At 53.3% G+C, this 26,221-nt stretch carries 27 protein-coding genes; 6 read left to right on the top strand and 21 right to left on the bottom strand.

The genetic code is table 11. The features are described 5' to 3' along the window. Positions 1–67: 67 nt before the first annotated feature. The 5 genes from WM46_RS04160 to WM46_RS04140 form a co-directional block, all read right to left on the bottom strand. The gene (locus WM46_RS04160) at positions 68–1,030 is read right to left on the bottom strand and encodes a spore coat protein U domain-containing protein (RefSeq protein WP_187394441.1); all 963 of its coding nucleotides are present in this window, start codon (positions 1,028–1,030) and stop codon (positions 68–70) included. Beyond that, positions 1,027–3,381, bottom strand: coding sequence for a fimbria/pilus outer membrane usher protein (locus WM46_RS04155; RefSeq protein ID WP_262360488.1), 2,355 nt, complete (start codon positions 3,379–3,381; stop codon positions 1,027–1,029). The genes WM46_RS04160 and WM46_RS04155 overlap by 4 nt, the downstream gene beginning before the upstream one ends. A gap of 11 nt (positions 3,382–3,392) precedes the next feature. Next, positions 3,393–4,148, bottom strand: a complete 756-nt coding sequence (locus WM46_RS04150; protein ID WP_102601507.1) for a molecular chaperone — start codon at positions 4,146–4,148, stop codon at positions 3,393–3,395. Between the two features lie 16 nt (positions 4,149–4,164). Beyond that, positions 4,165–4,644: a spore coat U domain-containing protein gene (locus WM46_RS04145; protein ID WP_225851919.1), complete on the bottom strand. Its 480-nt coding sequence runs from the start codon at positions 4,642–4,644 to the stop codon at positions 4,165–4,167. Positions 4,645–4,719: 75 nt separating this feature from the next. Further along, positions 4,720–5,289, bottom strand: a complete 570-nt coding sequence (locus tag WM46_RS04140) for a spore coat U domain-containing protein (protein ID WP_061077844.1) — start codon at positions 5,287–5,289, stop codon at positions 4,720–4,722. 423 nt (positions 5,290–5,712) lie between these two features. Between WM46_RS04140 and WM46_RS04135 the strand changes: the two genes are divergently transcribed. After that, on the top strand, positions 5,713–6,981 hold the full coding sequence (locus tag WM46_RS04135; protein WP_061077845.1) for a dicarboxylate/amino acid:cation symporter: 1,269 nt from the start codon (positions 5,713–5,715) through the stop codon (positions 6,979–6,981). A 126-nt stretch (positions 6,982–7,107) separates the two neighbouring features. Here the strand turns inward: WM46_RS04135 and cheW are convergent, their stop codons facing one another. From cheW to flhD, 6 genes are all read right to left on the bottom strand, one after another. Then, a complete protein-coding gene (gene cheW / locus WM46_RS04130; protein ID WP_061077846.1) occupies positions 7,108–7,611 on the bottom strand; it encodes a chemotaxis protein CheW in 504 nt (167 codons plus the stop codon). Positions 7,612–7,632: 21 nt separating this feature from the next. Beyond that, a complete protein-coding gene (cheA, locus tag WM46_RS04125) occupies positions 7,633–9,648 on the bottom strand; it encodes a chemotaxis protein CheA (RefSeq protein ID WP_187394494.1) in 2,016 nt (671 codons plus the stop codon). Positions 9,649–9,658: 10 nt separating this feature from the next. Beyond that, entirely contained in the window at positions 9,659–10,588 is a 930-nt protein-coding gene (gene motB / locus WM46_RS04120) for a flagellar motor protein MotB (RefSeq protein WP_061077848.1), read from the bottom strand. Beyond that, positions 10,585–11,478 carry a flagellar motor stator protein MotA gene (motA, locus tag WM46_RS04115; protein ID WP_061077849.1) on the bottom strand — a complete coding sequence of 298 codons (894 nt, stop codon included), beginning with the start codon at positions 11,476–11,478 and terminating at the stop codon, positions 10,585–10,587. Before motA ends, motB begins: the two co-directional genes overlap by 4 nt. A 125-nt stretch (positions 11,479–11,603) precedes the next feature. Continuing rightward, complete coding sequence (gene flhC / locus WM46_RS04110; protein ID WP_061078060.1) at positions 11,604–12,182, bottom strand: flagellar transcriptional regulator FlhC; 579 nt, start codon at positions 12,180–12,182, stop codon at positions 11,604–11,606. Between the two features lie 2 nt (positions 12,183–12,184). Continuing rightward, positions 12,185–12,535, bottom strand: a complete 351-nt coding sequence (flhD, locus tag WM46_RS04105) for a flagellar transcriptional regulator FlhD (RefSeq protein ID WP_043000328.1) — start codon at positions 12,533–12,535, stop codon at positions 12,185–12,187. Positions 12,536–13,329: 794 nt separating this feature from the next. On the opposite strand from flhD, the gene uspC reads away from it, so the two are divergent. Next, the gene (gene uspC, locus WM46_RS04100; protein ID WP_061077850.1) at positions 13,330–13,758 is read left to right on the top strand and encodes a universal stress protein UspC; all 429 of its coding nucleotides are present in this window, start codon (positions 13,330–13,332) and stop codon (positions 13,756–13,758) included. A gap of 16 nt (positions 13,759–13,774) precedes the next feature. Here the strand turns inward: uspC and otsA are convergent, their stop codons facing one another. The 6 genes from otsA to WM46_RS04065 all read right to left on the bottom strand — a co-directional run bounded on the left by otsA (position 13,775) and on the right by WM46_RS04065 (position 20,609). Continuing rightward, entirely contained in the window at positions 13,775–15,196 is a 1,422-nt protein-coding gene (otsA, locus tag WM46_RS04095; protein WP_061077851.1) for an alpha,alpha-trehalose-phosphate synthase, read from the bottom strand. Further along, the gene (gene otsB, locus WM46_RS04090; RefSeq protein ID WP_102601505.1) at positions 15,171–15,971 is read right to left on the bottom strand and encodes a trehalose-phosphatase; all 801 of its coding nucleotides are present in this window, start codon (positions 15,969–15,971) and stop codon (positions 15,171–15,173) included. Before otsB ends, otsA begins: the two co-directional genes overlap by 26 nt. Positions 15,972–16,136: 165 nt before the next feature. Continuing rightward, entirely contained in the window at positions 16,137–17,129 is a 993-nt protein-coding gene (araH, locus tag WM46_RS04085; RefSeq protein ID WP_061077853.1) for an arabinose ABC transporter permease AraH, read from the bottom strand. A gap of 14 nt (positions 17,130–17,143) precedes the next feature. Next, a complete protein-coding gene (gene araG / locus WM46_RS04080; RefSeq protein WP_061077854.1) occupies positions 17,144–18,658 on the bottom strand; it encodes an arabinose ABC transporter ATP-binding protein AraG in 1,515 nt (504 codons plus the stop codon). An 85-nt stretch (positions 18,659–18,743) separates the two neighbouring features. After that, the gene (gene araF, locus WM46_RS04075) at positions 18,744–19,733 is read right to left on the bottom strand and encodes an arabinose ABC transporter substrate-binding protein AraF (RefSeq protein ID WP_102601504.1); all 990 of its coding nucleotides are present in this window, start codon (positions 19,731–19,733) and stop codon (positions 18,744–18,746) included. A gap of 318 nt (positions 19,734–20,051) precedes the next feature. Next, the gene (locus tag WM46_RS04065; protein WP_061077856.1) at positions 20,052–20,609 is read right to left on the bottom strand and encodes a DJ-1/PfpI family protein; all 558 of its coding nucleotides are present in this window, start codon (positions 20,607–20,609) and stop codon (positions 20,052–20,054) included. Between the two features lie 520 nt (positions 20,610–21,129). Here WM46_RS04065 and WM46_RS04060 point away from each other — a divergent pair. Next, positions 21,130–21,633 carry a non-heme ferritin-like protein gene (locus WM46_RS04060; protein ID WP_061077857.1) on the top strand — a complete coding sequence of 168 codons (504 nt, stop codon included), beginning with the start codon at positions 21,130–21,132 and terminating at the stop codon, positions 21,631–21,633. 127 nt (positions 21,634–21,760) lie between these two features. Here WM46_RS04060 and WM46_RS04055 read toward each other — a convergent pair whose 3' ends face one another. Together WM46_RS04055 and azuC are read right to left on the bottom strand one after the other, a co-directional pair. Further along, the gene (locus tag WM46_RS04055; RefSeq protein WP_043000319.1) at positions 21,761–22,012 is read right to left on the bottom strand and encodes a DUF2766 family protein; all 252 of its coding nucleotides are present in this window, start codon (positions 22,010–22,012) and stop codon (positions 21,761–21,763) included. A gap of 122 nt (positions 22,013–22,134) precedes the next feature. Further along, positions 22,135–22,218 (bottom strand): stress response protein AzuC, encoded by an 84-nt coding sequence (gene azuC / locus WM46_RS04050; RefSeq protein WP_014229869.1) that lies wholly within the window; start codon positions 22,216–22,218, stop codon positions 22,135–22,137. 213 nt (positions 22,219–22,431) lie between these two features. Between azuC and WM46_RS04045 the strand changes: the two genes are divergently transcribed. Beyond that, positions 22,432–23,850, top strand: a complete 1,419-nt coding sequence (locus WM46_RS04045; protein WP_102601503.1) for an MFS transporter — start codon at positions 22,432–22,434, stop codon at positions 23,848–23,850. Between the two features lie 47 nt (positions 23,851–23,897). On the opposite strand, the gene WM46_RS04040 is transcribed toward WM46_RS04045, so the two are convergent. Beyond that, on the bottom strand, positions 23,898–24,536 hold the full coding sequence (locus tag WM46_RS04040) for an RpiB/LacA/LacB family sugar-phosphate isomerase (protein ID WP_043000317.1): 639 nt from the start codon (positions 24,534–24,536) through the stop codon (positions 23,898–23,900). A 259-nt stretch (positions 24,537–24,795) separates the two neighbouring features. Here WM46_RS04040 and yecR point away from each other — a divergent pair, with 259 nt between their 5' ends. Continuing rightward, positions 24,796–25,131, top strand: coding sequence for a YecR family lipoprotein (gene yecR, locus WM46_RS04035; RefSeq protein WP_102601502.1), 336 nt, complete (start codon positions 24,796–24,798; stop codon positions 25,129–25,131). 182 nt (positions 25,132–25,313) lie between these two features. Beyond that, complete coding sequence (gene ftnA, locus WM46_RS04030; RefSeq protein ID WP_061077862.1) at positions 25,314–25,811, top strand: non-heme ferritin; 498 nt, start codon at positions 25,314–25,316, stop codon at positions 25,809–25,811. Positions 25,812–25,845: 34 nt separating this feature from the next. Here ftnA and WM46_RS04025 read toward each other — a convergent pair whose 3' ends face one another. After that, the gene (locus WM46_RS04025; protein ID WP_061077863.1) at positions 25,846–26,085 is read right to left on the bottom strand and encodes a YecH family metal-binding protein; all 240 of its coding nucleotides are present in this window, start codon (positions 26,083–26,085) and stop codon (positions 25,846–25,848) included. Positions 26,086–26,221 lie beyond the last annotated feature (136 nt).

The raw sequence follows: 26,221 nt of genomic DNA, 5'->3' as shown, positions 1-26,221 counted from the left end.
AAAACGAGTTAACAACGTTATCGGCACCCTTGATAAGAACTTTACGTTTGCGAAAGGGAAATCCAGGTCAGAAGGCGATATCCACCACCACCGTGTCGGTGTAAGTCCCGGCGGGAGGCGTGGATTGGGTGGGTAACACTCTGGCGGTGTAGTTGTAGGTTCGCAGCAGACCGTCGCTGCTGGTAGAGGATGAGGCGCTGCTGGCCCAACGTTCCGTACCGACGCTCCCCCAGCGGTTGGCGGTGCTCGCTTTGTAAATTTCGTAGCTCAGGCGGTTGTTGCCGCTCGCCATATTGCGCACATTACCGTTGGCATAACTGCCGTTATTAATGCCTACCGTGTAGGTACTGCCCTTGGTACAGGTAATAGAAACCGCCTGCGAAATGGCGGGAAAATTTTTGACCAGCGGCGCACTGCCGAAATTGACGTTCGGCGCGTTAATGGTGATGCAGTCATTGGTCACCGTCAGGTTAAGCTGTATTGTGGTGGCGACCGTATTGGTTTGCGTAGTGACACACAGCCCCAGCGCTCCCACCTGACAGATGTTGTAATAAACGTTGAAATTGAGTGTCACCTGATACGGCCCGGCGCTGACGTTCTGCCCGGTACTGGTACGAAAGAAAAGCGGTAACGTAAAGCGCGTGGAACCTAACAGCGCTAATAACGTGCTGCCACTCCAGGTATAGCTGCCGCCGATGGCAATCTCGCTGTTGCTGGCGCAGCCGGACTGACCGCACAGGCGCACCGGCACCACATCCGTCACGGTGGTATTGTCCGTGCGCTTGAGGTTGGCGCGGGTGCCTGTTGACACCGTCGCCCCGGTATAAGTCAGCGTCACCGTATCGTTATTCAGTAACCCCAACACCACGTCGCATTGCACCAGCAGATTGGCGCTGGTCGCCTGTTCCGTGCTGTTGACGGTAAACGAGGAGACGCTGCCGAAGGCCCCCGCCGTGGTACTCACGCTACAGGCAGCCCAGGCCCCCGGCGCAGCCGTCAGTAATAGCAACAACAGCACACGTCCGATCATCCGGCCCCCTGACGACAGATCAACGGCCCGTAGGTCTGGAGTTTATGTTCGGGATTGGCGGTCAGCGAGAAGGCGGTTTCGTAACGCTTTCCGTCGGGCGTGACGACCCGCAGCGGATTCACGCCATCGAGATTCTCCAGCCAGACGATCCCGTCGTAGCCGACCACGGCGGGCGATTTATTATCCCGCATGACCTGGCTTGCCACCGGCAGCGCATGCCCGTTTTCGTCATGCAAAATAACGCTTGCCACCCGCTCCTGCTCCATCGGGAAATCAACCAGATATCCGCTCTGGCGACGCAGCGCCACTTTACGTTCGGTCTCTTTCAGGCGGGTATCGGCAGGCAGATTGAGCGTGTTAATGCTGTAACTCGCCGGGTAGTAGGCGGAGACGCCGCTGATCAGCAAATAGCCCTGATCGTTAGTGTGACCGACCGGCTGGTTTTCGTAATTGACCGGAACATCAGGATGCCCGTCGGTACTGACCAGCACAAAAGCATCGTTGATTTTATTAGCGGCAAACAGCTGGTTTTCCATAAGGACCAGCGATCCCATCGCCTCGCCCCACCAGGTCATGGCATTGCCTTCGCCGTAAGTTCCCCCTTGTAATTCGATATTCCGGTTACGCCAGCCCAGCGTCGCCTGCTGGTAATCCCGCGCCTGAGACTGTCGCGCCCAGGCCAGGTTCCAGCTAAACCCACCGTCGGTTGGCATCGAGTGATTATAATTGATGCGCTGGGTCTGACCGGCATCGGGCGTTTTTTCCATCGACACCGCCGCGCTGTCCCGTTCGCCGAGCGGGATTTGCACCGACATCGCCAGCGTCCAGTCCCCTTGTTGATTGTCGCGACTTGCCGACAGATAAAGACTGCTGCTTCCCCACAGATTCCGGCTCCAGGAGAGATTCAGCAGTTCTGTTTTCTGCGAGTCAAAACTGCGGATCCCAATCCAGGCCGCACCGACATTGCCAAATTCGCCCATGTTGAACGTCAGCGAATACTGGTCGCTGCGCTGGCTCAACGAGGCCAGCGGCTGGTTGTCGTTATCCACCAGCGGAGTCTGATCGTACAGCGCCAGGTTGCCAAATCCGCGCTCACGCCGCGAGTGCTGGGTGGCCACGCTGAATTCAGCGGTACTGTACTGATAGCCCCAGTTAATCTGATTACCGCTGTTGCCGCGCATTCGGCTTTCCGTCCATGCGCCATTCACCACACCCAGTCGCCCCAGTTTGACCAGCGACCCCACGCCACCCAGCGCCAGTGCTTCCGCGCCCTCAACGTGCCCTTCAAGCGTCAGATAATCGTTCACCCCGTAGCGGTAGCTCGCGCTGCCGACCGCCGGACCGTAGTCAAAATTGTCGATGCCGTAATTGCGGCGCAGGCTGCCCAGGGTGATCGCGCCGTCGCTGATGCCTGTTTTGAGCAGATTACTGGCGACATAAAACGGTAAAGTCGTGCTCACCTGGCGGCCCAGCGCGTCGCGAGTGACCAGCACCGCATCGCCGGCGCCATTAATGTAGGGCAGGTTGGTGAGCGTAAACGGCCCCGGCTGAAGCTCCGTTGAACCGGCCCGGTAGCCGTTGATAAACAGATCCACCGCGGTGGGCACCGCGGCTTCACCGGAGAATTCCGGCAAGGGCCAGGTCACCAGATCCGGACGCAACGAGAAGTCGCGCCCCCACGACACGCCGCCCACCCGCACGCTGTTACTCCAGCTCAGGGCATCGCTTATCACATCACCCACCCGCCATTGCGTCGCATCGGTCTCATGGGGCGCGGTGAACACGGTGTCGTAGCGCACGTATCCGTCCTGCTGATCGTCGTTCCCGGCCAGATTTTGTCGCACGTAGCCCGTTGACGAGAGCGAACCAGCATCGTTAAAGAAGCGCAACTCGTGCCAGATGGAAGCCTGGCTGTCGCCGTTTTGCGTGTGGCTGCTGTAGAAATCGTAATTGAGCAGCGCGCCGCTGCCATTGCGCGCGTCGTTTGCCGTGGCCTCACCGCCAAATGGCGTTGCGCGTTCGGGTAGCCAGTCCTGCGGTACGCTCAGTAGCAGACGCTGTCCACTGCTGTCGTATTGCGCGTTGACCTGCGGTAAGCGCGAAACATTCACCTCGCCCTGCGGAAGGTGTTCGGCGGGAAGTCCGGCCTGCTGCAAATCGTCCCGGCTGACGTAGAACTCCCCTGCCCGCTGTATCACTGGCACCACCCGCTGCGTATCGTAATGGTTCACAATCAGCGCCAGATGAAAAACCGCTTGCTGATCGATAGCGCGGGCATCGGGTGGCGGCGGAAGCGCATCATCACCTGACTCTGCACGACAGATCCCGCTGGTGATAAGAAAGGTCGTCATCACTAAGCCGCTTAGTGGGCGGGACCAGACAACCATTTGCCACCCTGTGCGTTGATTGCCGCGCTCATATTGTCCGGATGGGTGGCGCCTGCGGGGAGCGGCCAGCGACGCGTGCTGCCAGGCAGAACGTAGCCCAGCAAGCCTTGCGCCATCGTGTGCTGCGCCCCGCTCTGAAGCAGCATGACTTTGCTTAACCGGAGATGCACGACATTGTCATTACGCACTTCCAGCTGTGACTGCCCGTCGGCGCGTACCACCCGCCAGCGCAGTTTCGCAGGATCCACCCGCGCATGATGTTCTCCCTGCGCCCAGGTCTGAATCCCCTGACCGTAGACAAACAGCGGCAATGAATAGCGCATTTGCACCTTCAACCCCATTTGCGGTTTATCGCCGCTGTCGGGCTGTGGGATCTCATCGACGATAATACGGTAGGCCTGCTCAACCCCGGCGGGAACTGTGGACTGTTTAATCAGACGAATCAGCTGTTTGCTGCCCTTTTCGATCCGGACAATCGGCGGACTGGCGACCACATCCTGCTGCGGCTGATAGCGCTCGAAACCCTCATCCTGCCGCCAGCGGACAATTCGCACCTGCATCGTCGTTGGGGTATTTCCCTGATTCTGGATCCACAACTCAGTGGCGTTGCTCTCTGCCGCCAGCCAGGGATCGATCGGCCACAACAGGATGGTTGCAGCACTGTTCGCCCCGGCTGAAACCAGCGCTGCCGTGAAGCCAAACAGCAATCCCAAAGACGCTCGCATCTGCATATCACTTCTCCCTTCGCTACCATGACAGGGTCACTGTAAGCTGATCTGAATAGTTGCCAGCGGGGCTAAACCCCGTCAGCGTTGCCGCGCCAAACAGCGGTAACGCGATATTATTGCTGTCGGTATAAACGACAGAGACCGGCTGATTCACGCCAATTTCGCTGTTCGCCGCCAGTGATGACGCACTGTAGAGACGATAAGCCACCCGCTCCGTTCCCCCTGCGCGTTGCATATTACGCACCGAGGTATAGTTGCGGCCGCTGTCAATCGTCATGCTCAGCGCCACGCCCGGCGTGCAGGCCAGCGCCAGCGCGGCGTTGGGGACAAACTGCGCGCTCACCTGCCGGTTTTCTACACCGCTATACGTGCCGAAGTTCAGGGTTCCCAGCGCCGCGCCGCTGCCGGTGGTCACCGAGCAGCCCGGCGTGATGGTGGCGTTCAACTGAAAGGACTGGGTGGTGACGGCCATCACCGGCACCGCGGCCAGACCGACCATCGCCAGAAAAAGGCGTAGCCGTCCCCTGCCTCCACGCGGGAAGCCCACGCTAAGGATCCTCATTTCATGGACGAATCAGTAGATGACGCTGACGTTAATCGTATCGGTATAAGTACCCGGTACCACGGTGACGCTGTTTCCGCCGCCCTGGATCCGGCCATACAACGTGTAGTTGTCAACGCCGGCCGTCGTTGAGGCTTTCGGAATGGGGGTGTTATTACTGACTACGTTGTTAAAACCGCTGTCGCTGTAGAGGCTGTAAGCCACACCCTGAGTGGTATTCGCCGCATTGACGAGGTAACGGGCTGGCGTGCCCGGCGTGCCGATCACCGTACCGGGTGCTGACGAGTTGGTATTACCGGTGATTTGCACGGTGTAATCCGTGGTGGTGCACTGAATGCCAAAACTGTTCCCGCCCGCGGCTCCCGTCAGCTGAGTGGTTAATTCCGAGAACGTAGCTGGATGGGTACCGAAATCCAGCGTACCAAAGTTAATGCCGTTCTGACTCGGTGAGCCATTGATCAGGCAGCCGTTGGTCAGGGTTAATGTTGCCCCGACGGTCCCACTGCTGGTCACCGCCATTGCTGAAGGCAGTGGCAGAAGGAAAATGCCAGCCATACCCAGGAACCGGGATAATCTGTTCATCAAACACCTCCGAAAAATCGCCACGTTTAACGAAAGTCACAACACGCATGGCGAGAAAGGTCATGCAGATCGGTAAAACGAACTGATAATCAGAAATTTAGTTTACGGATGAGAAAACAACCACTGCCGTCAGGCTTCGCCATACGAACGGGTGATTGACGGATAAAACGCTTATATATCAATTTATTAACATTATTAGCATTCTGTTTTCCTCGCAATCTGAGAGGATATATTCATTCTTATGCGATCCAGTTCACAAAATCGCGTTGGTCAGAACACAACAAAATAAGTAAATAATAAAAAATAGTTGTAACCCCCGGCGGATTACTCCAGGTTAGGTAGGAAATGATTCAGCGTCGTTAAATACATAAAACACATGTATCGCTGATAAAAAATTGTTAAATTCAGCCCGAGGGATTTTTAGTGGCAAATGCAAATAAACTCACGATATTTATCGTGATTTTCATGCTGGCAGGTATTGTGTCAGGTGCGGTTATTCACTCTTATACCTCCGAAAGCGTCATTGCCGCCTGGTCGGATAACATCACCCTTCTTACCGACATCTTCTTACGTCTGATTAAGATGGTTATCGCCCCTCTGGTGTTCAGCACCCTGACCGTAGGCATTATGCGTCTTGGCGAGACGTCCACCATCGGGCGTGTGGGCGGCAAAGCGATGATCTGGTTCATCAGCTCTTCCATCCTCTCCATTCTGGTGGGCCTGTTTATTGTCACCCTGGAACAACCCGGCAGCGGACTTAATCTGGCTATCCCGAAAGAAGCCGTGGATACCGGTCTCGCCGTCGGCGGGATGAGCCTGAAAGGTTTCCTGTCGCATACCATTCCAACCAGCATTGCCGGTGCGATGGCCAATAACGAAATTTTGCAGATTGTGGTGTTCTCTATGTTCTTCGGGATCGGCGGCGCGTCGTTGGGCGAAAAATTCAATGCCCCGCTGGTGGCAGCGCTGGACGTGGTTTCCCACATTATGTTGAAAGTAACCGGCTACGTGATGTACGTCGCCCCGCTGGCCATTTTTGCCGCCATCTCCTCGGTGATCGCCACCGAAGGATTGGGCATTTTGCTCAACTATGCCTCGTTCATTGGCGGCTATTACGTGGCTATTCTGATGACCTGTCTGGTGTTACTGGCAGTGGGATATCTGGTACTGAAAAAAGAGGTGTTTCGCCTGCTCGGGATGCTCAAGGATCCGGTACTGGTAGCCTTTACTACCAGCAGTTCTGAAGCGGCCTATCCGAAAACGCTGGAACAACTGACAAAATTTGGCTGCTCGCGCAACATCGTCTCCTTCGTGCTGCCCATTGGTTACTCGTTCAATCTGGTCGGTTCAATGGTTTACTGCTCTTTTGCGTCAATGTTTATCGCGCAGGCCTACAACATTCACCTGTCGTTTGCTGAGATTAGCGTCCTGATGCTCACGCTGATGCTGGCGTCAAAAGGCATTGCCGGCGTTCCGCGTTCCGCATTAGTGGTGCTAGCGGCAACGATTCCGAGCTTTAACATTCCGGTCGCCGGCATTTTGCTACTGATGGGCATCGACCATTTTCTCGACATGGGCCGTTCCGCCATTAACGTGTTAGGTAACGGTATTGCGACGGCGATGCTGGCGCAAAACGAAGGTTTGCTGGAAGAGAGTGATGAGGAGGCGGTGTCACAGCAGGTTGAAGCATAACGGTTCCGGTGATTGCCGGATGGCGGTGTAAACACCTTATCCGGCCTACAACCACCTTCAGCCGTAGGCCGGATAAGCACAGCGTCATCCGGCATTAAAGCACGGTAACCACATCCAGCAATACGATCAGGCGACGTGAGAGGCGGCCATATCTAACAGCGCCATTTCGTCACTGTTCAGCAGTTTCTCAATGTTCACCAGGATCAGCATCCGGTCGCCCAGCGCGCCGAGTCCGGTCAGGTATTCCGTTGACAGCGTCACGGCAAATTCCGGGGCCGGGCGGATTTGCTCTGCGGTCAGCGACAGCACATCAGACACGCCATCCACAACGATCCCCACCACGCGCTGTCCCAGATTCAGCACAATCACCACGGTGTTATCGTTGTACTCAACATCGCCCTGGCAGAACTTCACGCGCAGATCGACAATCGGCACAATCACGCCGCGCAGGTTGGTCACCCCTTTGATGAAGGCAGGCGTGTTGGCAATGCGCGTGACCTGATCGTAACCACGGATCTCCTGCACTTTCAGGATGTCGATACCGTACTCTTCATCTCCCAGCGTAAACACCAGGAATTCCTGACCTGACGGCTCGCCGGCCAGTTTGCTTACATTAGTCATACCGGTCATATTTTACCCTTTCTTACTCAATCAGGCGGCGGTGATCGCCATACGTTGTTCGCGATTTAAACCCTGCAGGGCGGAGACATCCACAATCAGCGCGACGCTGCCATCGCCCAGAATCGTGGCGGCTGAAATGCCCGGCACTTTGCGATAATTGCTCTCCAGGTTTTTAACCACCACCTGGTGCTGACCGATCAGCTGATCGACCAGCAGCGCGTAACGGCGACCGCCGCTTTGCAGGATCACCACGATGCCCTGGGTGGCTTCGGTTTTCGCCCCTTCCACTTCAAAGACTTTCCACAACTCAACCAGCGGCAGATATTCGCCGCGTACTTCCAGCACGCGCTCGCCACCGGCCAGCGGATGCAGATCGTCGTCACGTGGCTGCAGGGATTCCATCACCGCATTCAGCGGCAGAATAAAGACTTCGTCGGCGACGCGCACGGACATGCCGTCGAGGATCGCCAGCGTCAGCGGCAGCAAAATACGGATGGTGGTGCCAGTCCCTTGCTTCGACTGGATTTCAACGTGGCCACCCATCTCCTGGATATTCCGTTTCACCACGTCCATGCCCACGCCGCGTCCGGAAACGTCAGTCACCTGCTCGGCCGTTGAGAAGCCAGGGGCAAAAATCAGCATCCCCACTTCGTCATCGGTCATGTTTTCATGAACCGCCATCCCCTGGGAGATCGCCTTCGCCAGAATGCGCTCGCGGTTCAGCCCCGCCCCGTCATCGGTCACTTCGATGCAGATGTTGCCGCCCTGATGCTCCGCCGACAAAATCAGATTGCCCACCACATTCTTACCGGATTCCATGCGTTTTTCCGGCAGTTCGATACCGTGGTCGAGGCTGTTACGCACCAGGTGCGTCAGCGGGTCAATGATGCGTTCAATCAGGCTCTTGTCGAGTTCCGTCGAGCTGCCGACCAGCGTCAGTTCAACCTGTTTGCCAAGCTTGCCCGCCAGGTCACGCACCAGACGTGGAAAGCGACTGAACACGTATTCCATTGGCATCATACGAATCGACATCACCGATTCCTGCAGATCGCGGGCGTTACGTTGTAACTGACCCATGCTGGTGATGAGATCGCCATGATTCACCGGGTCGAGTTCGTTCGAACGCTGTGCCAGCATTGACTGGGTAATCACCAGCTCACCGACCAGGTTGATCAGCTGATCGACCTTCTCCACCGCCACACGAATGCTGGTAGATTCACTGGCGCGCGCCGGTTTTTCCCGCTCTACGCGTCCGGTTTGTGCTTCTGTGGCAACCGTTTTCACTGCAGGGACTGCGGCGACAGGCTGTTCGACAGCAACCACTTCAGCCACTTCCGGCTGGACCGCAGGTGCCGTCGCTGCTACCACTTTCTCAAAAGCAATCTGATCGGCTTCAATCACAAAGCACAGCACGGCAATGACGTCATCCTCTGCAATGTCGCCATCAAGCGTTGCCGCCAGGCTGTCTTCGCCCTTGACGACATCAGACAGGGTGGACAGATTGCCCAGCTCTTCTTCCAGCAGGGCCACTTCACTGGCCTTCAGGCGCGAGAGAACAATGCGCAACTTCGCTGCTTCTGCCACGACCACGTCGTCAGGTGCCGTGTTGTCGACCACGCTCAGTCGGGCATTCGCCACCACCGCTGGCGCGGTTTCGCCTTTTGCCTCCAGCGCTAACTGGCGTAATGCCGTGCAGATGTATTCGAAACTGGCGGCATCCGGCTCCTGCGAACTTTTATAGGCATCGAGCTGTTCCTGCATAATATCTTTCGTTTCCAAAAACAGGTTGATAATGGCGGTATTGAGCTGCATCTCACCGCGACGCGCATCATCCAGCAGGTTCTCCATCAGATGAGTGGTTTCCTGCAAAACGGTAAAGCCGAACGTACCGGCGCCCCCTTTGATGGAGTGCGCGGCACGAAATATGGCATTCAGTTGCTCGGCATCCGGCGCTTCGGGCACCAGATCGAGCAGATGTTGCTCCATGTCAGCCAACAACTCGTCAGCTTCATCAAAAAAAGTCTGATAAAAATCGCTTATATCCATGCTCACGCTATCACCTCGGATTGGCTGGTGGCGATGTGGGAACGCTTACCTGCGGACTGGCCTCAGGCTGTTGTAATACACTTACCGGCTCGTTCTGGCTTTCAGCGTTTTCATGCAAAATGGCCTGTTCGGTCTGTTTGTTCAGTACCAACAGACTGATTCGGCGGTTGATGGCGTCATCAGGACCGCGATCGCTCATACGCATTGTGGCGGCCATGCCCACCACCCGTAATACTTTTCCGTCATCCAGACCGCCCTGTACCAGTTCACGCCGCGATGCGTTGGCGCGTTCGGCAGAAAGCTCCCAGTTGCTATAGCCCTTTTCACCGTTTGCATAAGGGAAATCATCCGTATGCCCGGACAGGCTGATACGGTTTGGAATACCGTTCAGCACCGGCGCGATCGCCCGCAGGATGTCACGCATATACGGCTCAACCTCGGCGCTACCGGTTTTAAACATCGGGCGATTCTGGCTGTCGATAATCTGAATACGCAGCCCTTCCTGCACCAGGTCAATCTTCAGATGCGGACGCAGCGCCCGCAGTTTGGGATCCGATTCGATGAGCTGATCGAGGTCGCCGCGCAGTTTGCTCAGGCGATTTTGTTCCATGCGCTTTTTCAGTTCATCGAGGTTCGGCTGCTTATTCACTTCGCCCTGTTGCTGGGTAAAGTCATCGCCGCCGCCGGGAATCGCACTCTGGCTATTGGAAATTCGATTCCCTCCCGTCACCGCCGTTGCCAGCGGCGTACGGAAGTATTCGGCAATCTGAATCAGTTCTTTAGGGCTGGAGATGGAAATGAGCCACATCACCAGAAAAAAGGCCATCATGGCGGTCATAAAGTCAGCGTAAGCAATCTTCCACGACCCGTGTGCGCCGCCGCCATGCCCCTTATGTTTGCGCCGTTTAACAACGACGATAGGATGAGACCGATTCTTCATGCGCCCTCAGTCGTCGTCTGCTGCTGTTGGTTCGGATTTTTCACTGCGCGAACATGTTCTTCCAGTTCAAGGAATGACGGGCGCTCGCTGGAATACAGCGTTTTACGCCCAAATTCGACGGCGATCGGCGGGGCGTAACCGTTCAGATTCGACAGCAACGTGATTTTCACACACTGCATCATTTTGCTGGTTTCCGCGCTCTTCTGACGCAGGACGCTGGCAAGCGGTGAAATAAAACCGTAGGCCAGCAGAATGCCGAGGAACGTACCGACCATCGCATGGGCAATCAGTGAGCCCAGTTCTGCAGCCGGTCGATCCGCTGACGCGAGGGCGTGTACGACCCCCATCACCGCCGCAACGATACCAAACGCCGGCAGCGAATCCCCCATCAGCGCCAGGCTGTTGGCAGGGACTTCCGATTCACTTTCGTGCGTTTCAATCTCTTCGTCCATCAGCGCTTCGATCTCAAAGGTATTCATGTTGCCGCTGATGATCAGGCGCAGGTAATCAACGATGAACTCCAGCATCACCGAGTCGGCCAGAATACGGGGGTAGCTGGCAAAAATTTCGCTCTCTTTCGGGTTCTCAATGTCGCGCTCAAGCGAGAACATCCCCTGCTGGCGCGACTTCGCCATCAGGCGATAGAGCAGTGCCAGCAGATCCATATACATCGCTTTGGTGTATTTCGAACGACGGAACAGTAACGGCAGCGCTTTCAGCGTCCCCTTGATGGCTTTACCGTTGTTACCCACGATAAATGCCCCTATTCCCGCGCCACCGATGATGACAAATTCAGCCGGTTGATAGAGTGCCCCCAGGTTTCCACCAGTCATCATGTAACCGCCGAAAACTGTACCAATAACCACCAGGTAACCTAATAAGATAAGCACGACATCATCCTTCTGCTGTTGACTATGACAGGATGCGCAGTCGGGGCGTTAACGCGTTGGCGAGGCAAAAAAAAGCAGCGGTAATGACTTACCGCTGCTGGAGTGTTTCGTCCACACCGTATCGGTTAAACAGCCTGTTCGATCTGTTCATCCAGCAGTTGTGGAATAATATCGGCAGCATCCTGGGAAAGTTTACGTCTTTTTACCGCTCGGGAAGGCGGCTGGCATAAACTGCAGGCAAAACTGCCCGCAGGTTGGTGAGCGTGGGTAATGAAATTACCGCCACAGCAGTTACAGCTTGATAACTGAAGCAAGCCGCTTTCGACAAAACGCACCAGCGTCCACGCGCGAGTCAACGCCAGCAGCGGCCCCTCTTCACCCTGCGGACACTGTTCGAGGTACAGTCGATACGCCTTAATGACGGCATCAACCCCACTACACAGGCCCGTTTTAAGTAAGAACTGCCAGGCATTACAGAACATGGAAGCATGGATATTTTGCTCCCAGGTCATAAACCAGTCAGTGGAAAACGGCAGCATGCCTTTCGGCGGGGGACTGCCGCGGAGTTCTTTGTACAGCTTGATGAGGCGACCGCGACTTAACTGCGTTTCGCTTTCCAGCATTTGCAAACGGGCACCCAGTGTGATCAATTCCATCGCTAACTGGATATCACGAGCTTCCTGAACAATGCTTTTTTCACTCATCATCAGGCCCTTTTCTTACGCGCGGTTTCATCAGCCTGATTAACATCACTTAACAGACGCGTGGACAGCATGATACCGGTGTGAATTTGCTGGAGATCGTCTACTCTGGAATCCTGAGTCAGACGAGTAATGGTTTGATGACTGTCGAAACGGAAATGACACACAAGCTGATTCGTTTCTGCCAGTTTTACCATTTGCGGAAGGGTCAGCGCCCCCAGAGAGGTCGCCATTTCCTCATTGATCCCGAGACGAAACATGGCGGACGCTTTGTCCTGAACGATTAGACGCTGTGCAAGAAGTAAATATGACAAATTGATATCATAAATGTGTTTCAGCAACTCGGATGTATGCATTATTCCCATCCAGAATAACCAACTTTTATTTTTATGCGGAAAAACCGCACCCCGTGATGTCGCCGGGAATTCCCGGTAAAAAAAGCAAATAGGTCAAACACATACCTTCGACTCAGGCGCTTAAGCATCAATACGCGCGTCACGCTGGCACCTTGCCTGGTTGTAACGCGAGCACATGAATTCTTACAAATGCCTAAGATTTTTCCTAATTCGACGCAACTGTACTCGTCACACCCGAGACATACAACAAAGCCACGCTGCGAATTTGGAAAATATGTGATGCACATCACATAAATTAACTTAATCGTTAACATAAATCCATCAGTTGAGCTTTTATTTTGCGGGGAAATTAACCAGCAAAACGCCATTTTATTCTCACGGGTATTAAATCAAGCGTCGGGGGCGGCGAAAGATTTTACGCAACGCCCGTTAAAATCACGCAATGAAAATAATTGAAGTGGATTTATATCATCACACAAGTAAATTAGTTTTTATCCTTGCTAAACAATATGTTAATTGTTACCCATTTTTTATTAATACGCTGTATTTATGATTAGATTGCAATTAATCACGAACATGAATTTGTTAAACCAAATTTTGATTGACTCACTGATTTAATTTAAGTCAATCGATTTGGTTAACACTTTTGGTTATTCCTTAGATCCACTTATAAGGAATATTAATGAATAATTATGATAGCCTTCACACTATTGTCATATAGAAGCATTGCAGTTATCAGCGAATCGGAGTAATGCTGAAGAACCACCTCATATTCTTGCAATAAGGAGCGAGTTATGAGCTACACCCACATTCTTGTCGCCGTGGCGATAACCCCGGAAAGCCAACAACTGCTGGCAAAAGCCGTCTCCATTGCTCGTCCCGTCAACGCACGAATCAGTCTTATCACCCTCGCCTCCGACCCAGAGTTATACAATCAATTTGCCGCCCCCATGCTGGAAGATTTACGCGCGGTGATGCATGAGGAGACAACGGATTTCCTTGAAAAACTGGGGAAAGACGCGGGCTATCCGATCGCGCAGACATTCATTACCTACGGCGAGTTAAGCGAGCATATTCTGGACGTGTGCCGCAAACACGACGTGGATCTGGTCATCTGTGGCAACCATAACCATAGCTTCTTTTCGCGAGCCTCCTGCTCGGCGAAAAGTGTGGTGAGTTCAAGCCTGGTGGACGTTCTGCTGGTCCCGCTTGAAGGTAATTGATCCCCGAAATCGTCGCTCAGGCAAGCTTGGGAAACGTCGCGACTTTGCGCTGCTGAAGAGTTTCAGCGCTGCGCGGGGTGATCGTCTTTAGATCGCAGATAAACTGCTCCTGCCAGTGATTGATGTCGTTTTTGACAATCACCTCCAGCATCTCAGCATGACGCGAAATACGTTCGGCCAGCGGCATCGTGAGTGCGCGATTCAGCGCCGCCGCGACTTCATCACGATCGTAAGGATTGACGATCAGCGCTGAGGTCAGTTCATTTGCCGCACCGGCGAACTGAGACAGCACCAGGACGCCTGGATTGGCGGGATCCTGGGCGGCAACGAATTCTTTCGCCACCAGATTCATACCATCGCGCAGCGGCGTGACCAGCCCCACATCCGACGCACGGAATACTTTCATCAACAGTTTGCGTTCAAAATGCTGATTAAGATAAAACAGCGGCGTCCAGCCCAGTTGACCATACTTACCGTTAATGCGCCCGGCTTCCGTCTCAAGCTGATGACGGATATCCTGATACGCCTGCACATCGCCACGGGAAGTGGGCGCAATCTGCGTGTAACGAATTTTTCCGTGATGTTGAGGGAATTTCTCCAGCAACGCCTCATAGGCCTGAAAACGCTCCGGAAGCCCTTTTGAGTAATCCAGTCGCTCAACGGAAAAGATATTCTTGAGGTTTTTTAACTCTGCCTTTAGCTGAGCCAGCTTCGGCGGTAACGGCCCCGACGCCTGTCGGGTAATCTCCTCCGGTTCAATACCGATAGGATAGACCGCGGTGTGAAAATGTTTCCCCCACGCGGTGTGGTTCTTCGGATCGCGGGAACTGACTCTCGTCAGACTGGAAAGGCTGTCGAGGAAAGCCTGGCGATCGTTTTCAGTTTGAAACCCCAACAGATCAAAATCGCACATCTGCTCAAGGAGAATATCTGATGACGGCAGCGCGTTAAAAATCTCCGGCGTGGGAAAAGGAATATGCAGGAAAAATCCGATCCGGTTGTTCACGCCGCGCTTACGCAGTTCGCTGGCAAACGGCAGCAGGTGATAATCATGGATCCAGAGGATGTCATCCTCTTTTAAGAGCGGCAGGAGTTTGTCTGCCAGGTGCGCATTCACACGCTGATAGCCTTCCCAGGCGGTGCGCTGGAAGTTCACCAGATCCAGCCGATAATGAAAAGCCGGCCATAACACCGCGTTAGAAAACTGGTTGTAATACTCTTCGTGATCTTTTTCGCTCAGGTTAAACGACGCCCAGGTGATGTTGCCCCGGGTGACCTTTTTTAATGGCTGATCCTCGTTACCCAGTTCGCCACTCCAACCGAACCACAGTCCTCCTGCCGCTTTCAGCGCACCCAGTATCCCAACGGCCAGGCCGCCCGCACTGGTTTTGTTATCCGGAGGCGCTATTCGATTAGATACTACGACTAAACGACTCATTGCCATCTCTCCTGTCATTCATGTTTTTTTCTTGTTGTGCAGTGTAAACAGACTCCAGCCAGCGCCAGACGTCTGGCACTCCGGCTAATCGCCATTGCGCCTGCGTCTCCCCCTCTCCTACCTTCACTGAAATGCCCCCCGCCTCGTTCACCACGCGAAACCCGGCCTCATCGGTCAGATCATCACCCAGGAAAACAGGGACTAGCCCGGCAAACGGCGCTTCACGCATAAACGCGGCTATCGCTTCACCTTTGTTAGTGCCTTTCGGCTTAATTTCGACAACGCACTTCCCTTGCTGGAGCGCAAGCTGCGGCCAGGTTTGCGTAATGCGTAGCGCCAGCGCCTGCAGCGCAGCTTCATGTTCTGGCGCCTGTCGATAGTGCAGCGCAAACGCCATGCCTTTGGTCTCCACTTCCGTCCCCGGCAGATTCATCAGCGCCGTATGTAACTGCACGCTGATATCGCGTTCTATTGCCGAAGGGAGATGCACGATATGCATTTTCCCATTGATGTCACGGCGTTCAGCCCCATGTACGCCTGCCAGCGGAAAGCGCCAGGGGTTAGCCAACGCGTCAAGTTCAACCATTGAGCGCCCTGAAATCAATGCCAGAGCTCCTGCGTTGCATTCTGCAAGTTGGTGGAGCATCTGAAGGATCGTGGGAGGAATCACCACCTGGTCTGGATGCGGCTTTAACTCCGCAAGGGTTCCATCGAGATCAAAAAAATAAGCATAGTGCACGGACTGTTCAGGGGTTACGGTTAACGGTTCTGCCACCCGGTACTCCTCCTTATTGTTCTCTTTGAGCCGCGCGGATCGCGCCTCATAAGCAACCGTAAGTATAGACAGTGTGACGATGCTCGCCATTTGGAAAGACAATTGCCAGCCGGGGTAGCGGCTGGCAAAGGAGAGGAACTAGACTAAAAAGTTGGACTTTTTTTATCAGACCGTACGCTTCGCTTTTTGTTTGTAACGGTCGAAGATCACCGCTGCCAGCAGGATCAAGCCGCGTACAACGTACTGGGCGAAGGGCGAAATGTTCAGCAGGTTCATCGCATTCTCCACGGTCCCCAGGATCAGGACACCCGCCACCACATATGAGATTTTTCCGATGCCGCCCTTCAGGGAAACGCCGCCTAACACGCAGGCGGAGATGACGATCAGTTCATAGCCAATGGAGGTCATCGGCTGTCCACTCGTCATACGCGAGGCGAGAATAATCCCGGCTGCCGCAGAGACCAGACCAGAGAGCACGAAAATAATGATTTTGGTCCGCACCACCGGCACCCCGGCCAGACGCGCCGCCTCTTCGTTGCCCCCAATTGCCAGCGTATTACGCCCGAAAGTCGTTTTGTTTAACAGCAAGCCAAAGATAATCAGGCAGCCCACCGTCAACCAGATTGGCGCCGGTAAACCGAACCAGTTGGCGTAGCCAAGGGTGAAGAAACGCTCGTCTTCAATCCCCACCGCTTTGCCGTCGGAAATGATATACGCCAGGCCACGAACGATTTGCATCGTTGCCAGCGTGGTGATCAGGGCGTTGATCTTGAGTTGTGCAATCACGAAGCCGTTAACCAGCCCGCACAGCACGCCCAGCAACAGGCCTGCCCCCACGCCAATCCACAGGCTTTCGGTCAGATTGATGACCACTGCGGTGGTCACCCCGGCGCAGGCAATCACTGACGCCACGGACAGGTCGAAATCCCCTGACGCCAGGCAGAACAACATGCCGCAGGCCACCATGCCCGACATGGAGATCGCCAGCCCCAGCCCTTTCATATTGATGAATGTCGCGAAATTCGGCACAAAAATGGCGCAGGCGAGGAACAGGACAGCGAATACCACCAGCATGCCATACTGATCCCAGATACGTCCCAGGCTAAAAGGCGACGGCGACTTTGGCGCGCCCGATCCGGAAGTTGTTACGGAAGACATCGTTCTCTCCTTTCTCAGGCGACAGCCTGGCTGACTTTAGGCATCGCGAGGCTCAGCGCCTGGCGCTCATCCGCCTGTTCATGAAGTAATTCCCCGGCGATCTCACCTTCCCGCATCACCACAATACGGTCTGCCACGCCGAGGACTTCCGGCAGGTCACTGGAGGCGAACAGCACGGCAACGCCGCGCGCGGCCAGGGCATAAATAACGTTATAAATTTCGTGCTTCGCGCCAACGTCAATCCCACGCGTCGGTTCGTCGAGCAAAATCACTTTCATCTCTTCCGATAGCCAGCGACCAAGAATCGCCTTTTGCTGGTTACCACCGGAAAGGTTCATGATCAGCTGTTCGGCACCAGGGGTTTTGATGTTCAGCGAGCGAATATGATGGTCGGCATTAGTCTCCTCCCATCCGTTGTTGATCACACATCCCCCCAGCACATGCTTACGCCGGGCGCTGATGTTGATGTTGTCGCGTACCGAATGCACCGGGATGATCCCCTCCGCTTTCCGGTCTTCCGGGCACAACATCATTCCTGCCGCGATAGCATTCGCCGGCTTGCGAATGTCGATCGGTTGTTCATCGATATACACCTGCCCTTCGCTGATACGGGTGCCGCCAAATAAGCCTTTCATCAACTCACTACGGCCCGCGCCTACCAGGCCAAACAGTCCGACAATTTCCCCGCTGCGAACCGTCAGGCTGACAGGCATGCGTACGCCCTGCGCTTTGACTTCATGCAGGCGCAGGCGCTCTGCGCCATAGGGGCGAGACTGCCAGCCGTAGATGTCACCCAGATCGCGCCCCACCATCGCTTGCACCAGCGCATCGTGGTTGACCTGCTGCATGTCGGTAAAGGTTTTCACGTAGCGGCCATCTTTAAACACAGTGATCGCATCGCTGAGCGCGAAGATCTCTTCCATACGGTGCGAGACATACAGAATGACGCGCCCTTCTTTACGCAATTCGCGGATCACCCGAAACAGGTTTTCGATCTCCCTTGCAGAGAGCGAGCTGGTCGGTTCGTCAAAGGCAATAATCTTGGCGTTGCGCGCCAGCGCTTTGGCGATTTCCACCATCTGCCATTGGCCGATGGAGAGATACTTCAGGGGCGTCGCGGGGTCGATATCCATCCCCAGATGTTTGAGTTGCAGGCCCGCTTCATAATTGAGTAGGGTGCGATTCACAATGCCGCCTTTGTGCGGAAGCTGACCGAGATAGATATTCTCAGCAACGGTCATCTCCGGCACGAGATGCAGTTCCTGGTAAATAATGGCAACGCCGGCATTCAGCGCGGCGGTGGTATCTGCGAAGCTCATTTCCTGCTCGCGAATCGCCAAAGATCCCGTGGTTGGCGCATAGTTACCGCTGAGAATTTTTAAGAGTGTTGATTTCCCGGCGCCATTTTCACCCATCAGCGCATGCACCTGACCGGCGTAACAGTCAAAACTGATATCCGTAAGCGCTTTAACGCCGGGGAAGGTTTTACCAATGCCGCGAAATGAGAGATACGGGGTAGACTGTTGCATAACGTCTCCGTGAGTCAGTATCGTTCTAACCGGTTGCCGGATGACAGCATGAGCGACGCCATCCGGCCTTTCACTTGCTGTCGTCTTACTTACCGCCTAACCCTTTTTTCGCCAGCTCTTCTTTGAAGTTGTCACGGGTGATCAGCACCACGTCAGTCACTTCGGTGAATGCCGGTGGTTCTGCGCCTTTCGTCACCCAGTTGTAGAGCATTTCGCTGGATTTATAACCGTGAACGTCCGGGCTGGGCAGCAGTGAACCGAAGAAACCGGTCGCCTGCGCTTTCGACAGTTCGCTCACTGCGTCAACGCCATTGATACCAATGCCGATCACGTCCGCCGCCTTAAAGCCCTGGCCTTCGGTGGCGCGCACGCCGCCGAGTACGGTGTTATCGTTCATGCCGACAATCAGCCAGTGTTTGACTTCGGGGTGCTGAACCAGCATGGAGTTGGCGGCATCAAATGCACCGGGGATATCGTTAGATTTGGTAGGAACCGGGTAGATCTGTTTTTCCGGGAAGCCTGCGGCTTTCAGCGCTTCCATCGAGCCGGAAGTACGACGACGCGCGGTGTCCAGTTCGTTAGCGGTAATCGCCATCACCGCGCTCTCTTTGACGTCCCAGCCCCGTTTCTGCATCTCTTTATACAGTTCCTGGCCCTGACGCTCGCCGATTTTGGTTGCCGCCATCATGACCAGTGGGACGGTATCCATCGGTTTGCCTTTGGCATTGACGAACTGATCGTCCACGGCGATCACTTTCATGTCGTAGCCGCGCGCCTTCGCGACAATGGCGGACCCCAGTTTTGGATCCGGGGTACAAATAACAAACCCCTTCGCCCCGCTTGCCGCCAGGCTGTCGATCGCATTCAGCGTCTTCTCGCCGTCCGGCACCGCAATTTTAATCACTTCAAAGCCCAAATCTTTCCCGGCTTTATCGGCAAATTTCCACTCCGTCTGGAACCAGGGTTCTTCCGGTTGTTTCACCAGAAAACCCAGCTTCATCGATTCTGCCATAGCGGATTGTGACATAACGGCAGCCAGACCGATGGCTGCCAGCGCTTTAGTGAATTTGTGCATGGTTAACTCCAGCTTTAGCGTCATTTTATGTAGGGTAATATTTAACGACTTTATGTAATTCAGACGAAAAACAAGGCATTACCAAAAGAACTCAAGATAAGTGCCAGTGCTGGAATAGTTGTAGCGGGAAATTGATTCTCCATAGGAGAGCGGCATCACACCGCAGAATTACAGTAATTGCGTACATAAATTCAGCGGAAAATGACATAAGAAACGGGGGAATTGTCAGACAAATAAAAAGTGGCGTAGCACATTAATCCATAAGGTCAGCTCACAAATCCTTGTTCCCGAATACGCCTGTATCCGGGAACCAACGGATTACCACGGATAATAAATATGCTCAGCATGTTCACGAACGGGTTGGTCATTGCCTAATAAACGGGCTGACAGCGTCAGGGCAAAATCAAAAATATGGCCTAATCCTTTACCACTCAGGAGATTACCATCCTCCACAACCGGCGCATCAACATAAACGCCATCGGTCACCGCGTCATAGAGATCGCCTGAGCAGACATAACGACGCCCCTTCAGTAAGCCGTTGCCGCCTAATACACGTGCAGCCGCTGAGCAAATGGGACAAATTAATTTTCCGGCGGCATCATGGCGCGAGATAAACTCGATAACCTGTGGATTCGCCGCCAGGTTCATGCTTCCCTGCGGCCCTCCCGGCAGCACTACTGCGTCATACAGGCGTTCTCGTTGCCCCGCCAGGGTGTCATCGGCCACCATCGGGAGATCGTGGTAGCTCACTACGGCGCGAGACTCCGCGCAGGCCAGGGTATCTACGTCAATATTCAGACGACGCAAGATATCAATGGTAACGATCGCTTCCGCTTCCTCGAAACCCGATGCCAGCAAGACGGCCACTCTTTTCATTCACCTTTCCTCATTTATTACAGGCTGATAACACCGAAAATGACGAATTAATCATTCGGTTATAATTGAATAAGATGTCGCTGCCCTGATTTTCAGCAAGAGAAAGACCGGCATTATTTCTGCCAGAACGGTTTCACAGGATTATTATCGCGGCAGGGACGACAGAGATTATCAATATTCTGATATTACCATGCTAAATCATTCACTTTTGTGACTTGAAACACCATTTCAAAACCATATAAATCATTCACACCATAACAAAATCAATCAGATATATAATCTTACATTATGTTTACTAAATACAGCTTGATGTATTACCTTCAGTAATATGTAAAAAATCATAAACATTGCCATTTAAGGATTTTCTTATTTCATTTATGCAGGTATGCTTATTTTCGATTCGCGATGGAATTGACTCTTCGATCACATAATGGACTGGCAGAATGGACTTATTCTGCTAACAGTAAGTTGTGCAGATTAGCGCTGCACATCCCTTCTATCAGGAAATAAGGATATTGATATGGCTGCAGTTGGAATGGTACACAAACTCAATAATCAAATGAATCTTGAGTTTTATGCTTCCAATCTCTACCTCCATCTGAGTGAGTGGTGTTCTGAACACCGTCTGATGGGTACTGCGACTTTCTTACGTACTCAGGCCCAGAGTAACGTCACCCAAATGATGCGCATGTTTAACTTCATGAAAAATGCCGGGGCGAATCCGGTCGTTAAGGCCATTGATGTACCGGGCGAAGATTTACATTCGCTGGAAGAACTGTTTCAGAAAACGATGGATGATTATGAACAGCGCGCCAGTACGCTTTCGCAGCTCACCGACGAAGCGGAAGCCATGAACGATGCGCCTACCCTGGATTTTCTCCACACGCTGGAAAAAGAACAACAGCAAGATGGGCTGTTGTTACAAACGATTCTTGAAGAAGTACGTAGCGCCAAACGCGCGGGACTGTGCCCGGCGCAGACCGATCAGCACGTGCTCAACGTCGTCAATTACCAACAGCATTAATTGACCACATTATTGGCCTGCATTTCACTCCCCGGCAGGCCAATTCGCAAAGCCCTTTCAGCCTGATGCCCCCACTTTGGGGAGGCATTGCAAAAAGTATTTCTAAAATATAAAACAACGGTTTATTTTAGTGAGCTTCGCCCTGCGGCGTGAATTTCAGTTCAATCAGTGCGATCGCTTTCTGGATAGCGCGCCGCGTGACGGGATCGGCCGCAGCGGGATGCGTTGAAAAATCAATGTTTTTCAGCTGGCTGGTCATTTTTTCGCGAACTTCAACGGGAGCAATCACGTCGAGGACATCGAGAATTTGTTTGATGACGAGCTGGCAGGCGACAACGTCAGAGACCAGTTCCTGATCGGCATTCAGCGGTTGGGACATAGTAGGCGTTCCTGGTAGTGTTGAAAGGCCGTCATAGTACCGATTCAGAGGCCGAAACGATAGCCAGACCTGCAACCGCAAATGACAGGCATAAAAAAACCTGCCGAAGCAGGTTTTTTTAATCAGAACATAGCGCCAGGCGGTACGTCTTTGAAAGTTTTGCAATAATTTTCAAACATGCTTTTCAGGATTTTGCGCAGTTTCATGGCATGACTCCAACTATGTTGTTATGCAGGTGTTATCGTCTATGTGCATATAATATGACCACCGTCACAAAAATCAACTGTTTTGTGATATGTGTCACGATTAATATTTAACATATCCTTTGCATTCATGCCTGTTTAACTGGTAAATCAATCATCTACAGAGTTATCAGTTCCGGTAAATTTTTATAGTTTTTTTTGAATGGCAAGTTCAACATGCAAGAAGATCGAATCACAGAAAGCAAACGGGGTATCTCTCCTGCCGCCCTGCTTGTCGCCGGGGCGTTTTTCATGGAGTTTATTGACGGCACGGTAATCGCAACCGCCCTGCCCGATATGGCCAAAAGTTTCGGTGTTCAGGCGGTTGATCTAAATATCGGGATCAGCGCCTACCTGATTACCCTGGCGGTACTCATCCCGGCCAGCGGCTGGATAGCTGACCGCTTTGGCGCGCGCAAAATCTTTACGCTTGCCCTCGCCATTTTCACCCTCGCCTCTGTGCTGTGCGGTTTTTCCACAACGCTGGAGAGTTTTCTGGCAATGCGTATCCTGCAGGGCGTGGGGGGCGCGTTAATGGTTCCGGTGGGGCGCTTAGCGGTCTTGCGCATCACGCCAAAGCATCAGTTGATTACCGCTATCGCCACCTTAACCTGGCCCGCCCTGGTCGCCCCCATTATTGGCCCACCGCTCGGCGGTTTTATTACCAGCTACGCTAACTGGCGCTGGATCTTCTTTATTAATGTCCCGCTGGGTCTGTTGGCGATAGCACTGGCGCTGCGGTTTATTCCCAATATTCGCGATGACGATCGGCGTCCTTTTGATCTTCCCGGTTTCCTCGCCACTGCTATTGCGATGGTCAGTCTGGTCTATGCGATGGAACTGCTGGGTTCACAGCATCCCGAAAGCGGATTGACGATAGCCCTGCTGGCGCTTGGCGTGGGGACATTTGCCTTTTCTCTGCGCCACTTCCGGCGAGCCGCCTGGCCGATGATACGCCTCGACGCCATGCAGGTGCCGACGTTTCGCGTCACAATGTACGGAGGATCGCTGTTCCGCGCCTCAATCAGCGCCGTGCCTTTTCTCCTGCCGCTCATGTTTCAGGTCGGATTTGGCATGAATGCCTTTCAGGCCGGTTCGCTGGTGCTGGCGGTATTTGTCGGCAATCTGACCATTAAGCCCGCGACCACGCCGCTCATCCGCTGGCTCGGCTTTAAAAAGCTGCTGCTGATTAACGGGGCGCTCAATGTGCTGGCGCTGCTCGCCTGCGCGCTGATCACCCCCGGCACGCCTGTCTGGCTTATTTTGCTGGTGCTGTACCTCGGCGGTGTGTTCCGTTCGATTCAGTTTACCGGCATCAGCACGCTGGCTTTCGCCGACGTTCCTTCTGCCCAGATGAGCTATGCCAATACCTTATTCAGTACCGCGACACAGCTCGCCGTTGGACTGGGGATTTCACTGGGAGCAATCGGTATTCGTATTGGTGCGAATGTGAGTGAATGGTTGGGAATGAGCACAATTCCTGGCATCAGCTTTCGGCTGGCGTTTGTGGTCATCGCGCTTATCTGCCTGATTGGCATGGTGGATACGTTACGACTGGTGAAAGATGCGGGCAGCGCGGTGTCTGCAAGGAAGTGAGGTGGAAAGCCGGATGCGCATTACGCCCTCCGGCTTATCAGCAAAAATTAGCCGAGGATTTCGCGAACGAACGCTTCAATCTCTTTGCTCTGGCCATTTTCAAAGAAGCATTGCTGGAAACGCTGACCAGAAACCGCTGTCTTCACCAGTTCCGGATCGATCGCACGCAGCGTATCAAGATAGTTGTCTTTAACGACTGCCGCTTTGACCTGGTTAAGGATCCCGGCGTTACGCACCTGCGGTTCTTTACGCTCTGGCGGATACCCTTCTCCATTGCGCCCCGTGAAGGCTTTCTCGAAGATAAAGCGCACGTTCAGTTCCGCTCCCCAGCCAAATCCTTTCGCAAACGGCAGAGACAGCGCATTACCGTTGTTAATCTGCGCGAACAGGAAGGCATCCGCTGGATCGATGCAGTAGCCGCACACCACACCCGGATGAATATTCAGCGACATCAGGGCGCCCTGGCCTGTACCGCAGCCGGTCACCACAAAATCAACCGCTTTTGAATTCAGTAGAATGCTCGCCATGATGCCAAGGTGGATGTAGGTCAGGTGGTGGTCATTCTCGTCGCTCATCCCGACGTTGAATACCGGAAAACCCTTTTCATCCGCAACCGCTTTGAGTTCGCGGTGAATGATGGCGTTTTTACCCGCCTGGCTATTTTCCATCATCAGTGCAATTTTCATTCTGTCTTCTCCTGAATGCGATGCGGGAAGTCCCGCCTTGAGTCATCACGATACCGCACAGTACTACTTAGTAAACCTACTTTCAAATTTTATGAAAGATGGTTTTAAAAACGAGGAGCGGTTTCACATTTTCCTCTGCTGACCGCAAAGCGCCCGTCGTCGTGTGAATTAGTCGTTGCTGATCTATAAGTTATTCAGGCCATTGAAACGCGGATGTGTGAATTAGGATAGCGTATCACCGAACATTCAGAGCGATACCATGAAGACTCTTTATATTGCCCTCTCACTGATACTCCTGACAGGATGCGCGATCAACAGACAGGCACAGGTGAGTGATGCCAGCGCGACAACCGGCGTTGTGCGATTGAGTTACGATCAGGCGATGCTGCAAAATGCCTATACCGACGACTATACCGCCCAGGGCACCGCCACACGCGCGTGTCAGCAACTAGGCTATGCCAGCGCCCAGCCATTCGGTCAACCCGTCAGCACCTGTAGCGTTTATGCAGGCTCCCTGTGTATGAACACAAAAATCACACTCTCCTGGCAATGTCAGGGCATCGCCATTTCGCAAGCGGCACCTCATTATTATTAAATTACGGGCCAGTATTGGCTGGCCTGATTTATCTCGCGTTAATTATTTTATAGCGCAAATGCGTTTTATTCCCATTCGTATTTTTAATAATTAAATTTATTATTTTACCTTTTGCAAATATTTAAATAACAAATTATAGTGACGCCACATCAACATATTTATGAATTTTGTGGAGCGAAGTCATGCTGAAAACAGAAATGATCGACAAACTGAATGAGCAAATGAACCTGGAATTATATTCCTCCCTGCTCTATCAGCAGATGAGTGCCTGGTGTAGCTACCACAGCTTTGAAGGGGCTGCCGCGTTCCTGCGTCGCCACGCACAGGAAGAGATGACGCACATGCAGCGTCTGTTTGACTACCTGACCGATACCGGCAGCCTGCCGCGTATTAATCCCGTCTCATCGCCTTTTGCTGAATATGCGTCGCTGGATGAGTTATTCCGTGTGACTTACGAACACGAACAGTTGATCACCCAAAAAATTAACGAACTGGCGCATGCCGCGATGACCAGCCAGGATTATCCGACCTTTAATTTCCTGCAATGGTATGTTGCCGAACAGCATGAAGAAGAGAAATTGTTTAAATCGGTGATTGATAAATTAACGCTGGCAGGAAAAAGCGGCGAAGGTTTGTATTTTATCGACAAAGAACTGTCTACGCTCGATACCGCAAATTAATCATCAACGGTGAGGACATTCCTCACCGTTTTTCTTAATGACGGCAGATCTTGCTTTCGTGCGTAGAGAAACCGTCATCCTGAGCGATAAATTTCCCTTTCGCCGCCAGAAACGCCACCAGCTCTCCCGCCGTCATGTCCGATGCTGAACAGGTATGAAAACGCGCCGCTTCGCCAAACCGCGCCTTAATCGCGGCTTCGAGGCTAGCCGTAGAATAGTTCTCGCCTGACTCTATCATCATATTCAACACTTCGTGACCGTGAACAGAATCCATCATTCCCCCTCAATAAAGAGCGTAGCCTACGGCGATACGGCTTCCGCTGCTTTGCGCTAACGCAGGTTGCGCTCATTTAAGAGCGTAAACATTACTATACAATCGATGTAACGGTCATTTGACGAAAATAACGTTT

Source organism: Citrobacter freundii complex sp. CFNIH2 (genome assembly GCF_002880615.1).
Classification (GTDB): domain Bacteria; phylum Pseudomonadota; class Gammaproteobacteria; order Enterobacterales; family Enterobacteriaceae; genus Citrobacter_A; species Citrobacter_A amalonaticus_F.
The sequence above is the reverse complement of the archived record's forward strand: the minus strand, read 5'-3'. Positions and strand labels throughout refer to the sequence as shown.